Origin of the sequence: Streptomyces sp. NPDC005955 (assembly GCF_042871255.1) — a bacterium.
Classification (GTDB): Bacteria; Actinomycetota; Actinomycetes; order Streptomycetales; family Streptomycetaceae; genus Streptomyces.
This window is the reverse complement of sequence record NZ_JBIAIF010000004.1, coordinates 239,537-251,644: the sequence shown is the minus strand read 5'-3', so window position 1 is coordinate 251,644 and position 12,108 is coordinate 239,537. Positions and strand designations below refer to the sequence as shown.

The following is a 12,108-nucleotide window of genomic DNA, read 5'->3' as shown; positions in this document are numbered from 1 at the left end:
TGTTCTCAACTCCATTCACCACGGGCCCGGTTGTGCGCCTCTACGGGGTGCCTCTGACGCCGGCCCGACGCCGCCTGCTGCTCGCCGCCGGCCTCGCCTTCGTGACGTACCGGGCGGTGAGCGATGCGCTGACCAGCGGAGCGGGCTTGATCGGCAACCCCTGGGCCAGCGCCGCGGTGGCCGTGGCCCTGTGCGCGGCGCTGCCCTTGGCCGGCCGGCTGCCGCTGGCCGTCGCGGTGCTCGCCACGGCCGGCTTCCTGCTGGAGAGCCAGGTCTGGCCCGTGCTGGTGGCGCTGTACGGAGTCACGCTCCGCCGGCCGCCGGCGGTGGCGCTCGCCCTGACCGGCGCCGCCTATGTGCCCGCGGCCCTCGGTCCGGCCCGGGAGTGGCTGAACATGCCGGTGCTGACCTTCCTGCCCTGCGCCGTCCTGGTCGTGCCGCTCGCCTTCGGGCTGGCCGCGGGCAGCCATCGCGAACTGGCCCGGCACCTGGCCGGTCGGCTCGACGAGGCGGAGGTGCTGGCGAGACTCCGCGACGAGCAGGTGCGCCTGTCCGAACGCGCCCGCATCGCCCGGGAGATGCACGACGTCCTGGCCCACCGCCTCAGCCTGCTCGTGCTGCACACCGGGGTGCTCCAGCGCCGCGCGGACGAGGTGCCGGAGCCGGTGCGCGAACGGCTCGCCCTGCTCCGCGACGTCGGTGCCGGCGCGCTGGACGACCTGCGTGACCTGCTCGGGGCGCTCCGCGACCGCGAGAGCCCGCCGCCGCTGACACCGACCGCGGACGACCTCCCGGGCCTGATCGAGGAGGCGACGGCGGCCGGCACCCCGGTGCGGTCCCGGGTCGATCCGCTGACCGGCCTGCCGGCGGCGGTACGGCTCGCCGTGCACCGCATCGTCCAGGAGGCCCTGACCAACGCCCGCAAGCACGCCCCCTCGCAACCCGTGGAACTGACGGTGGTGGTCGGCCCGACCCGGGTGGAGGTCCGCGCGGTGAACCCCGTCCTGGGCGAGGCGGACGGCGGGCGCGACGGCGGGCCGGCACCGAACGGTCCCGGCGGCTACGGTCTCATCGGCGTCGCCGAACGGATCACCGCCCTGGACGGTGCGTTGACGGCCCGGCACACGGACGACGGCCGGTTCCTGCTCCGGGCGCGACTGCCGCTCGGCACCCACCCGGCCGGCGACACCAGGAAGGAGGCCGCATGGGAACCGGCCCACTGATCAGGGTGCTGATCGCCGACGACGACCCGTTCGTCCGGGCCGGTCTGAGCGATCTCCTGCGGACCGACGACGGACTCGAACTCGTCGGCGAGGCCCCGGACGGACGCGCGGCGGTGGACCTCGCCCGCCGGACCCGTACGGACGTGGCCCTCGTCGACATCCGCATGCCGGTGATGGGCGGCATCGCGGCGACCGGCGCCCTGCGGTCCCTGCCCCGCCCGCCCGCGGTGGCCGTGCTCACCACCTTCGACCTCGACGAGTACGTGTACGGGGCGCTCCGCGCCGGCGCCGCGGGCTTCCTGCTCAAGGACACGCCGCCGGACGACATCCTGCGCGCGGTCCGGGTCGTCGCGGGCGGTGGCGCCATGCTCTCGCCGACGGTCACCCGTACCGTCATCAGCCGGTTCCACCGCCCCGACACCGCACGCACCCGGGCCGCCCGCAAGGCCGTCGCCCGCTTGACGGCTCGGGAACGCCAAGTGCTGGACCTCGTGGCGGAGGGGCTGACCAATGCGGAGATCGCCGGCCTGTTGCAGCTGCGCGAGTCGACGGTGAAGGCCCACGTCAGTCGCATCCTCACGGAACTCGGCGTGACGAACCGCGTCCAGGCCGCCCTCGTCGCCCGCGACCTGCTCTGAAGCGGCCGGCTGCCACCCACTCCGCGGCGGTAAGGAAAGCGTAAAAGCGGCTGGTAGGGTCATCGATCCACCCAATTCCACCTGTCCGAAGGACCTCGCATGACCATGCCCGCGCCCCCCGGCGACCAGAACCCCAAGGGCCAGGAACCGACGGCCCAGGGTCCGTGGGGCTCCGGACCGTGGGGGCCGACCCCTGCGCACTGGTCGTACCCGATGGCGACGCCGCCGCCGCGCAACGCCATGGGCATCGCGGCCCTGGTGCTCGGCGTGGTCGGCGTGCTCCTGGGCCTGGTCGTCATCCTCTTCTGGATGTCCTGGCTGCCCGCCCTGCTGGCCCTCGTGTTCGGCTGCATCGGACTGAGCCGCGTCCGCAAGGGGCTGGCCACCAACCGGGGGATGTCGCTGGCCGGTGTGATCCTGGGCGTGGTCGGTCTGCTGGTCTCCGTCGGCGGCGGGGCGCTGACCGTGTGGACGCTCAACGACGTCACCGAAGAGGTTCGTGACGACGCCGTTGCCGCGGAGGTGTCGACGGCCGCGGAGGAAGCGGCCGAGGAACGGCAGCGGCGGAAGGAACGCGAGGAGGAGCGGGCCAGGCGGTTGTCGTTCGGCGAGACCTACACGTTCGGGGAGGGTCTGAAGGTCACCGTCGCCAAGCCGGAGCCGTTCGTCCCCGACGCCTACGTGGAGGGCCACGCGAAGGGCAACGAGGCGATCGAGGTGACGGTCACCGTCGTCAACACCGGCCCGGAGCGGGTCCCGGTCGAGACCGGGCTGCCCACCGTCATGGACGCCGACGGCGTCTCCGTGGAACTGGTGATCGACGGAAGCGGACGTCAGAAGATCATCACCGGCCATGTCCTCCCCGGCAAGAAGGCCGTCGGCAAGTACGCCTACTCGCTGCCCCCCGACGCGGCCGATGAGGTCGAGGTCCAGTTCAGCCCCGACCTGGAGCGGTGGGCGGATGCGTACTGGTCCGGCCCCAACTGATCTGCCGGTGCCGCGCGGGGACCGGGCACGCCCCCGGGGCCTCAGGGAGCGTGGCCGCGGCCGTCGCGCGGACCGAAGGCCGCGAGGGCGTCCGCATCGGTCGCCCGGGCCCGCAGGAAGTAGTCCGCCCACGCTCCGACCTCGGGATAGGACGAGTCCCGGCAGACCTGGACGACGGCCGCGTCGATGTCGAAGTCGGTGACGCGCAGCTCGACGCCGGGGCCCAACAGGGCCCAGTGCGCTCCGGCCCGGCCGTAGGGCATGCCGACGCTGCCGGGATTGATCACGAGCCGGCCGTGGGCGAGGCGGACGAACGGCATGTGGGTGTGGCCGCAGACCACGGTGCGGACGTCACTGCCGAGGCCGTCGAAGACCTCCGCCCAGCGGTCCAGACGGGAGTCGACCAGGACGACCTCCTCGTCGTCACGGGGAGTGGCGTGACAGAACAGCACCTTCCCCAGACCGCGCACCGACAGCGACACCGATGCCGGCAGCGAGGCGAGGAGGTCGAGGTGGTCCTCCCGGAGCTGTTCGGCCGCCCAGGGGGCGATCGGATCGGGGACGGCGCCGCCTCCTCCCCGGCGGCACTCCAGCAACTCGCGGTCGGCGTTGCCGCTGACCCAGACCACGCGCTCGCCGAGGCCGACCAACAGGTCGAGGACCCGGGCGGGCTGCGGGCCGGCCGCGATGTCGCCGGTGACCACGAGGCGTTCGGCAGCGCGGACGTCGGGTTCGGCGAGGACGGCCTCCAGGGCCGGGAGGACTCCATGGACGTCGGACAGGACAGCGACGCGGTTCAGCATGGTGGCCACTGTGCGGGGAAGGCCGTGGTGGCGTGAGGGTGTTCGCCGGACGCGTAGTTCATCTGACGGCCGTTTCCGGGTGCGTCGAGCCGTCCCCACGAAGGTCCGGCGACGCTCAGCGCAGGTCGAACCACCGCTCCTGACGGTGTGCCGAGCCGCACCGGCCGGCGCCCGAGCAAGGGCGGGTACCCCTCTCTTGCTCCTCCGTGCCAGGATTCGAGGGTGGAGATCACCGACGTCCCGCGCGCGATCGCGGCTGCGACTTCGGTCGCCGCATCGCTCGACCTGCCGGCCCACGAAGCGATCGTCGTCCACCGCTCGAACAGGCTGGCGTTGCGACTGCTGCCGTGCGACGTCCTCGCCCGGGTCGCCCCCGTGGAGCACGGGGCGGCCCCGTTCGAAGTCGAGCTCGCTCAACGGCTCGCCCGGGTCGCATGCCCCACGGGCCTCCTGGAACCCCGGGTGGACCCCCGGGTGCACCTGCGCGACGGCTTCACCGTGACGCTGTGGACCTACTACGCACCCGTGACGCCTCACACCCCACCCGTCGACTACGCCAGGGCGCTGGAGCAGTTGCACGCCCGCATGCGCAAGGCCGACGTGCCGAGCCCGCGGTTCACGGATCGCATCACGGAGGCCGAAGACGTCGTTGCCGACCCGCATCGCTCGCCGGCGCTCACCAGCGCGGACCGCGCGTTCCTCAGCAGCAGACTGGCGAGCCTGCGCCGGGCGATCGAGGACCGCGGCGCCGCTGAGCAGCTGCTCCACGGCGAGCCGCATCCGGGCAACGTGCTCAACACGGAGAACGGCCCGCTGTTCATCGACCTGGAGACGTGCTGCCGTGGACCCGTCGAGTTCGATCTCGCCCATGTCGCCGAGGCGGTCTGCGAGCACTATCCGCACGTCGACCGAGGACTGCTGGACGAGTGCCGGCAGCTCGTGCTCGCGATGGTCGCGGCCTGGCGTGGGGAACGGGGCGACCGGCTCCCGAACGGGAGGCGGTTCGGCGAGGAGTGCCTGCGCTCGCTGCGCGCCGGTCCTCCTTGGCCTACGCTCGACACGGTCGCCGGGCGACTGGACGGTCCGGAGGGAACGCCGAAGGAGACGTGACTGCCTGCGCCGAGACCGAGCAGGGGCGCCCACCGAACGGAACCCGCCCGCCGAACGGAACCCATCCGCCTCGCGTACGCCGAACGTACGCCATGTGTCCGCTCAAGGGACCTCAAGGGATAGGGTGCCGTCGGGAGGTAGTCCATGTCCGAATTGTTCGACGCGGTCGACGCGCTCCTCGCGTCCCGGGCCGCGCTGCCCCCGCCCGAGGAGCGCAGGCGACTGCGCCGCGCCCACGGGCTGACGGTCGATGAGATCGCGCAGGCCCTGAAGGTGCGCAGGGCCACGGTCAGCGGCTGGGAGTCCGGCAAGACCGAGCCGCGGCCCCCGGAGCGGGACGCCTACGCACGTCTTCTCGAAGGACTCGCCGGACTCTATCCCCCGGCCCCGTCTTCACCCCCCTCCGAGACCGCGCCCGTCCCGACACCGCAGCCACGGCCGCTGCCCGCGGACCCGGCCCCCGGAGCCGCGGTGACGACCGGTCACGGGACCACCCGGACCCCTCCCGCGCCCCCGACGGCGACCCCACCCCCACCACGGGCCGCCGGGCATCCGCCTCGCCGTCCGCCGAAGAAGGAGCCCGCACCGGCCACCCCTCCCGCGCCCGGCACCACGCAGACCTCCCCGAAGTTCGAGAACGGTCCGCTCGCCGTCGTCGACGTCGACGACGACGGACAGGTGCTGGCGTACTGCGTCGGCGGCCTGGTCCTGGACGTACCGGCGAAGTCGGTGGCCGGCCTGGTGGACTGGACGCTTCGCGAAGCGGGGCTCGGCCAACCGAGACTGTCGGGGCCGGGCAAGGACGCCGACCCGCTGCTCGTGCTCACCACGGCCGCGTTGGAGCGCTACGGCCTCCCCACCGCCCTCACCGAGGACGAGCGGCTGACCGGACGCCTCCCGGAGGGGCACAAGGTCCTCAAGCAGCTGGCGCGCGCGGAGTGGAAGCTGACGAAGCGCGGGTTCGGACCGTGGGCACGGATCTACCGCGCCGCCCAGGGTTCGGAGCGTGCGTGCGTCCAGCTGTGCATCCCCTCGTGGCAGGCGCTCGACCCCCGACACTGGGGGCGGGCCGGCCAGTTGCCACCGGCCGAACTGGCCCGGCTCCTCGGCGTGTACGCGGCTCGGGTGATGACTCCGCGCGGCTCCACCGCCGTCACGGGCCTGGAACTGATGACCGCGCTCCACCCGCCGACCCGCGCCTCCGCCCCCGATGGGAACGGCAAGCGGCACTCCGAGCACAACCCCGGCTCGCTCGGGAGGGAACCGGTCGACCCCGCGCCGTGCGAGGCCCCCGACGGGCACCCGCTGCTGGCGGACCTGCCCCGCTTCCACGTCCGCGGTTCCGGGGAGAAACTGTTCGAGGAGGCGTACGACTGGGCGCGCCCGCTCACCGACGACGAGTGCCTGCACCGCAACCTCGTCGGCATCGACGTGAACATGGCCTTCGCGGCAGGAGCCAACGGGCTGACCGTCGGCCTCGGCGCGCCCACGCACGTCGAGGAGCCGGACTTCGACCCGAAGCTCCCGGGCAGCTGGCTGGTGGACCTGTCGCACGTCGACCTGTCCCGCGTGAAGGTCGGCACACAGTGGGCACAACTCGACGGCGCCCTGCTGCCCAGCCCGTTCACGCCGAAGGGCGAACGCCCGGACGGGCCGTCCTGGTACGCGACTCCGACCGTCGCCTACGCGGTGGAACTCGGGTACGAGGTGCGTCCGTCCCGGGCGTGGGTGCGGCACGAGAACGGTCGCTACCTGGACGCCTGGTACAACCGGCTGCGGGACGCGTACCTCGCCACGATGGCGGACCTCGGAGTGCGCGCCGACCTCGCGCCGGAGGAGTTCCTGGCGGCGATGGAGGGCTACCGCGACCGTGACCCGGAGCTGGCGATCGTGGTGTCCGCGGTCAAGGCGACGGTGAAGGGCGGACTGGGGAAGCTGCGCGAGCGGCCCCGGGGCGAGGGCTGGCGACCCGGTCAGCCGTGGCGGGCCCTGTCCCGCCCCACCTGGCGGCCGGACGTCCGCGCGGCCGTGATCTCCCGCACGCGGGTCAACCTCCACCGGAAGATCGTCAAGCATGCGGCGTTCACCGGGCAGTACCCGATCGCGGTGCTCTCCGACTGCGTGGTGTACGCGGTCAACGGCGAGGGTCCGCTGGACTTCCTCCCGTACCGGGACGGCAAACCGCTGCCGGGGGGATTCAAGCTCGGAGTCAATCCCGGCCTGGTCAAACACGAGGGCACGCAGACCACGTTGTGGGGTGAGGGCGTGCGCGAGCAGTTCGGCGCGCCGGAGCTCAACCTCGCCCGGTACATCAAGGACGGCACCGTCACCGACCAGGACAACGGAGAGTAGGTAGACGGCGATGAGCATGTTCGGGGACCGCCTGGAACAGGCCGTGCAGAAGGCGTTCACCCGCCCGGTCCCGAAGGGCGCGGGCACGCAGATGCGGTACCTGGTCAAGCAGCTCAAGGGCACCAAGGCCGTCGCCCGCCTGCTGGGCGTGTCCCAGCGCACCGTGGAACGGTACGTGAAGGACCAGATCAAGACCCCCCGCAAGGAGCTCGCCGCCCGTCTGGAACGCGAGGTGCGTGCCCGGTGGCAGCCGCAGGTCCGCGCGAGGGCGCGCGCGAGGGCGGCCAGCACCAGCGGCATCGTCATCGACACCCGGGCCCGACTCGGCTACACCGCGCCGATCGGCTCGACCGACCAGGACCGCATGCGACACCTGACCGTCGCCCTGCCACCGCAGTACGCCGCCCGTCTCTTCGACGCCCAGGCGCACGGCGCCAGCGACCAGGAGTTGCGGGGGATCGCCGCCGAAGCCCTCAAGGACGTGTACTTCCAGGACCACGGCCGCCGTGCCGGAAGCCTGGAGGAGGTCCGCTTCACCGACGTCGAGCACGTGGAGTTCGACCTGTAGGAGTCCGAGCTGTGGTCCGACCGGGAGGAGTCCGGAAGTCGGGTGGTCCGGGCGCTCGGACCGTGCCCGCGGAGCGCGGAACAGCACCGGCGCGCCGTTCATGCGCAGTACGCTCGACGAGTCCTTCCTCCCGAGCCCGACGGGCCCCCAGCCCGGTCCGCACGGCGCCGGGCGCCTTCGCGACTGCCCAGTCGGACGGCACCTCGTCCACGGTGCCCGAAGGGTCACGGCTCGGTCCGCTCCGCCTGACGCCTCCACCACGAGGAGGATCCTCATGCGCACGGAACTCGCCGAAGCCCACCGTCGATTAGCGACCCGCGCCGACCGCACCCCGCCCGCCGCGGCCTGGCAACGAGCGGTCGGCGCAGCCGCCTGCCTCTGGATGGTCGTCTTCGCGGGCTTCCTGGCCGGCCGGCGCGAGGAACCGCTGGAAGCCAGGGAACGGTTCGCCGTCCTGCTCTACGAGCCGTACTGGATGCTCGGCGGCCTCCTCTTCGCCGCCCTGGCCGCCTCCTTCCAGCGACGCACCCGCCGGCCCCCGGACCAGGACGCTTGACCCGCTACGACGACGTGCCGCGAAGTGGTGGAACACGCCAAGATCGGCTCGTGATCGTTGTCCCCGGTAGGTCCGCGGCCCGGGTCCGTCCTGTCGCAGACTGGCAGGACGTGGCGGCCCGCGCCGGTCGCCCGTGTCCCTGTCCCCGCCGAACCAAGGGCGACCATCGTGAGCGAGCGTGTCCTCACCCCGCGCAACCGGGGCTTCCTCTTCCTCGACGCCCACCCGGCGGGCTGCGAGCAGTCGGTCGCCGACATGTGGCAGGCGTGTCCCGCCCCCGTCGGTCTGCCGGAGGGTGCCGAGGGACCGGTGGCTCTGATCATCGGCTCCTCGGCCGGATACGGCCTGGCGGCCACGCTCGCCGGGCTCAAGCGCGCCGGCATCCGCGGAGTCATGGTGTCCTTCGAGAAGGCCCCCACCGCACGGCGCACCGCCACGGCCGGTTGGTACCGCACCGCCGCGACCGCGGACCTCGCCCGGGCCCTCGGGCGGGACCTGGTCTTCGTCAACGGCGACGCGTTCTCCGACGAGGTCAAGGACCAGGTCGCCGACCTCGTCGAGCGGCGGTTCGGCGGCAGGCTGGACCACCTGATCTACTCGGTGGCCGCGCCCCGGCGCACCGACCCCGACACCGGCACCACGTACGCGTCCGTCCTCAAGCCGATCGGCCGGGCGAACCGCACCAAGACGCTGCTCTTCGACGACCAGGGCGTTCCCGAGGTCCGCGAGGTCGAGACCGGGCCGGCTGAGGGCGACGACGTCGAGCAGACCGTCGCCGTGATGGGCGGCGCGGACTGGGAACGCTGGATCGACCACCTGGACGGTCGGGGCCTGCTCGGCGACGGCTTCACCACCGCCGCGCTGTCGTACATCGGATCGCCGCTGACGGCGGCGATCTACCGGCAGGGCACCATCGGCGCCGCCAAGGCCCAACTGGAGGCCACCGCCCGCACCTTGAACGAGCGGCTCGACAAGACCGTGGGCGGGAGGGCCGTGACCTCCGTCAACGGCGCCGCCGTCACCCAGTCCTCCACCGCCATCCCCGGCATCGCCCTGTACACCGGTCTGCTGCGCGGCGTCCTGGGAGCGGACGTGGTGCCGCCGGTCCACCAACTCGCCGCCCTGTGGGACCAGCTCACCGGTGCCGCTCCGCTCGCTCTGGACGAGGAGGGACGGGTCCGCCTGGACCGCTGGGAGCTCGCGGAAGAGGTTCAGGCGGCCGTCGCCGAACGCTGGGCGGCCGCGACCACGGACACCATCGCCGACCTGGCCGACCTCGCGTGGTTCCGCGCCGAAGTCCAACGGCTGTACGGATTCTCCGTGCCGGGCGTCGACTACACCGCGCCGGTCGCCACCGACGTCCCCTGGCCCGACGGCGGCCACTGACCCGGGTCCGACCCACGCACCGTTCACGTCTCCCGGGGGTACGGACTCCGCTCGGTGCGTTGCTGTCGACGTGCGAGGTCGACCTGCGAGCGGATGGAGGCGGCGAACAGCCCCTCCGGGTCGCCGTCGGGCCCCGCGAGGCCGAGGGTCAACGTGGCCACCTGGGAGGCGAGAACGGTGATCACGTCCGCACTCCCTTCGGGCCCGCGCGCCAGGACGAGAGCACGCACCACCTCGTCGAGCCGATCGAGCGTGGCGTCGTCGCCCAGGGCGAGGCCGAGCCGGTCGGCCAGGATGTGGCGGACGACCGCCACGGCGTCGCCGAGGGACTCGTCTATCCCGAACTCGTTCCGGGCCGTGCGGCTCGCGTCGAGGACGGCGGGCGCGGGAACGTGCCCGTCCTGCGGGATGAGCCCCTGCTTCGTCCACTCCTCGTACGGAGGCGGCCCGGCCGCGTCCCGTCTGGCGCGGTGGTGCTCGGTGGGATAGCCGGCGGGGGAGCGGCAGGCGCGACCCTCGGTCGAACGGCAGGTGGGGCACTCCACCCGCCGGTACCAGGCACGCACCATGCGGATCGTTTCTCCCGAGCGGCACTGGCGTCGCCACTGCCCCCACTGTTCCTGCTGGCTCATCTTCCCTTCCCCCTCCGCAAGATGGTCCTCTGAAAGATCGTCATTCCCTCATCTTCGCCCGCCGTCCCGGCACGTCGCAGCCGAAGCGCGGTTCCGGCCGTGGTGGCGGCGGCCCGCCGTCGGTAGCCCGCCGGTCGCCGGGGGCGGACGGCCCGCACGTGACCGGTCAGGTGCACGATCGGCCGCTGCCTTCCCCCCCCGTTGTCCTGCCCCCGGCTGCCCTGACCTCCGCTGTTCGGATGCCGCTGTTCGGACACGACTGTTCGGCCGCCAGTTCTTGAACTCTCATGCCTTTTCCTCTTTTTTCGCTTTTCCCTACAACCCTCATGTCTCGTCGGGGGTCCCCTCTACGCCGTACGACCAGGACGCCCGGGAAGGCGTCCCCCACCGCAGGAGACCCCCGAATGCACCAGCGCACCAGACTCGCCCTCGCGACGGCCCTAGCGGCCACGCTGACGGGCGGGTTGCTCACCTTCACGGCCGGTCCGGCCGCTGCCGCACCCCTCGCCGCCTCGGACGTGGACTTCAACGGGGACGGATACGCGGACGTCGCCGTCTCCTCCAGCGCCGCCACCGTCGCGGGCCACAAGGCCGCGGGGCAGGTCGTCATCGTCTACGGCGGTTCTCCGGGCGGCGGTCAGATCGCGATCAGCCAGAACACCCGCGGCGTCCCCGGCAGCGCCGAGAAGGAGGACCGTTTCGGCGGCGACCTCGCGTACGGCGACTTCGACAACGACGGTTACGACGACCTCGCCGTGGGTGCCCTCGGCGAGGACCTGGGCAGCGACAAGGACGGCGGCACCGTCATCATCCTGTGGGGTTCCGCCTCGGGCCTCAAGGGCGGCTCGACCGTGGCCGACCCGCGCCCCACCAAGCACGACGGCTTCGGCCGGTCCCTGGAAGCGGCCGACTTCAACGGCGACGGCAAGGTGGACCTGGCGATCGGCTCCCGTGACTCCGCCACCGTCGACGTCCTGCGCGGCGGCTTCAACCGCGCGGCCAAGCCGGCCGGCCGTTACACCGTCACCCCGGCGATCTACGACGGCGGGGGCAACGGAGTCATCAACCTGCACTCCGGCGACGCCAACGGCGACGGCCGCGAGGACCTGATCGTCAACGGGTACGCCGAGCCCCACGGGTACAACGCCAACTACTGGCTGCCCGGTTCGGCGCGCGGAGTCACCACGTCCGGCGCCCAGAAGCTTCCGGCGGGCATCATCACCGACGTCGGCGACACCGACCACGACGGCATCCAGGACGTCGTCCTCGGCATCCAGTGGGACAGCGGCATCCCCGGGGCCGCTCTGGGCGGCCGGGTGCTGATCGCCAAGGGCACCCGCTCGGGACCGGCGCACGGGCAGCGGCAGTCGTTCACCCAGAACACCAACGGGATACCCGGCGGCAGCGAGAAGCAGGACGCCTTCGGCCTAGAGGTGGACCTCGGTGACGTCAACGGGGACAAGCGGCTCGACCTGGTCATCGGTGCCCCGGGCGAGGACCTGTCGGGCGGCAAGGACCAGGGCACGATCACCGTCCTGTACGGCGCTGCGGGCGGCTCCGGCATCAGCGCGGCGGGCGCCCGCACCTTCAGTCAGAACACGGCGGGCGTCCCCAACCACGACGAGACGGGCGACGCGTTCGGCGGGGACGTCCACGTGGACGACCTGAACGGGGACGGCCGCGGCGACGTGCTCGTCGGAGCGCCGGGCGAGGACGGCGGCAACGGCGCGGTGTTCGCCCTGCGCTCCCACGCCAACCGCACGCTGACCGCACCCGCCGGCATCTACGTCACCAGCGTCGGCATCTCGACGGCCGGCTCCCCGCACCTCGGCAACAACTTCGCCGACTGAGCC

11 protein-coding genes are annotated in these 12,108 nt (G+C 72.7%); 9 read left to right on the top strand and 2 right to left on the bottom strand.

The window, feature by feature from the left end; translation table 11 throughout:
• Window positions 1-47 precede the first annotated feature (47 nt).
• From ACFYOU_RS12835 to ACFYOU_RS12825, 3 genes are all read left to right on the top strand, one after another.
• Window positions 48-1,223, top strand: coding sequence for a histidine kinase (locus tag ACFYOU_RS12835; protein WP_391305281.1), 1,176 nt, complete (start codon window positions 48-50; stop codon window positions 1,221-1,223).
• Complete coding sequence (locus ACFYOU_RS12830) at window positions 1,220-1,861, top strand: response regulator (protein WP_389761670.1); 642 nt, start codon at window positions 1,220-1,222, stop codon at window positions 1,859-1,861. The genes ACFYOU_RS12835 and ACFYOU_RS12830 overlap by 4 nt, the downstream gene beginning before the upstream one ends.
• Window positions 1,862-1,960: 99 nt before the next feature.
• Entirely contained in the window at window positions 1,961-2,848 is an 888-nt protein-coding gene (locus ACFYOU_RS12825) for a DUF4190 domain-containing protein (RefSeq protein ID WP_391305279.1), read from the top strand.
• A 41-nt stretch (window positions 2,849-2,889) separates the two neighbouring features.
• On the opposite strand, the gene ACFYOU_RS12820 is transcribed toward ACFYOU_RS12825, so the two are convergent.
• A complete protein-coding gene (locus ACFYOU_RS12820) occupies window positions 2,890-3,651 on the bottom strand; it encodes a metallophosphoesterase family protein (protein WP_391305278.1) in 762 nt (253 codons plus the stop codon).
• Window positions 3,652-3,873: 222 nt separating this feature from the next.
• On the opposite strand from ACFYOU_RS12820, the gene ACFYOU_RS12815 reads away from it, so the two are divergent.
• From ACFYOU_RS12815 to fabV, 5 genes are all read left to right on the top strand, one after another.
• The gene (locus tag ACFYOU_RS12815) at window positions 3,874-4,761 is read left to right on the top strand and encodes a phosphotransferase (RefSeq protein WP_391305276.1); all 888 of its coding nucleotides are present in this window, start codon (window positions 3,874-3,876) and stop codon (window positions 4,759-4,761) included.
• A 144-nt stretch (window positions 4,762-4,905) separates the two neighbouring features.
• The gene (gene tap, locus ACFYOU_RS12810) at window positions 4,906-7,113 is read left to right on the top strand and encodes a telomere-associated protein Tap (RefSeq protein WP_391305274.1); all 2,208 of its coding nucleotides are present in this window, start codon (window positions 4,906-4,908) and stop codon (window positions 7,111-7,113) included.
• Window positions 7,114-7,123: 10 nt separating this feature from the next.
• A complete protein-coding gene (tpg, locus tag ACFYOU_RS12805) occupies window positions 7,124-7,681 on the top strand; it encodes a telomere-protecting terminal protein Tpg (protein WP_391305272.1) in 558 nt (185 codons plus the stop codon).
• A 382-nt stretch (window positions 7,682-8,063) separates the two neighbouring features.
• Window positions 8,064-8,237 (top strand): hypothetical protein, encoded by a 174-nt coding sequence (locus tag ACFYOU_RS12800; RefSeq protein WP_391305270.1) that lies wholly within the window; start codon window positions 8,064-8,066, stop codon window positions 8,235-8,237.
• A gap of 168 nt (window positions 8,238-8,405) precedes the next feature.
• Window positions 8,406-9,623: an enoyl-[acyl-carrier-protein] reductase FabV gene (gene fabV / locus ACFYOU_RS12795; protein ID WP_391305268.1), complete on the top strand. Its 1,218-nt coding sequence runs from the start codon at window positions 8,406-8,408 to the stop codon at window positions 9,621-9,623.
• Window positions 9,624-9,646: 23 nt separating this feature from the next.
• Here fabV and ACFYOU_RS12790 read toward each other — a convergent pair whose 3' ends face one another.
• A complete protein-coding gene (locus ACFYOU_RS12790; RefSeq protein ID WP_391305266.1) occupies window positions 9,647-10,255 on the bottom strand; it encodes a hypothetical protein in 609 nt (202 codons plus the stop codon).
• Between the two features lie 404 nt (window positions 10,256-10,659).
• Here ACFYOU_RS12790 and ACFYOU_RS12785 point away from each other — a divergent pair, with 404 nt between their 5' ends.
• On the top strand, window positions 10,660-12,105 hold the full coding sequence (locus tag ACFYOU_RS12785) for an FG-GAP-like repeat-containing protein (RefSeq protein ID WP_391305264.1): 1,446 nt from the start codon (window positions 10,660-10,662) through the stop codon (window positions 12,103-12,105).
• Window positions 12,106-12,108 lie beyond the last annotated feature (3 nt).

Excerpts from the sequence above, each read along its gene's own strand:
- ACFYOU_RS12785 (WP_391305264.1), top strand. The coding sequence starts at position 10,660 with ATGCACCAGCGCACCAGACTCGCCCTCGCGACGGCCCTAGCGGCCACG.
- ACFYOU_RS12820 (WP_391305278.1), bottom strand. The coding sequence starts at position 3,651 with ATGCTGAACCGCGTCGCTGTCCTGTCCGACGTCCATGGAGTCCTCCCG.
- ACFYOU_RS12825 (WP_391305279.1), top strand. The coding sequence starts at position 1,961 with ATGACCATGCCCGCGCCCCCCGGCGACCAGAACCCCAAGGGCCAGGAA.
- tap (WP_391305274.1), top strand. The coding sequence starts at position 4,906 with ATGTCCGAATTGTTCGACGCGGTCGACGCGCTCCTCGCGTCCCGGGCC.
- tpg (WP_391305272.1), top strand. The coding sequence starts at position 7,124 with ATGAGCATGTTCGGGGACCGCCTGGAACAGGCCGTGCAGAAGGCGTTC.
- ACFYOU_RS12790 (WP_391305266.1), bottom strand. The coding sequence starts at position 10,255 with ATGAGCCAGCAGGAACAGTGGGGGCAGTGGCGACGCCAGTGCCGCTCG.
- ACFYOU_RS12800 (WP_391305270.1), top strand. The coding sequence starts at position 8,064 with ATGGTCGTCTTCGCGGGCTTCCTGGCCGGCCGGCGCGAGGAACCGCTG.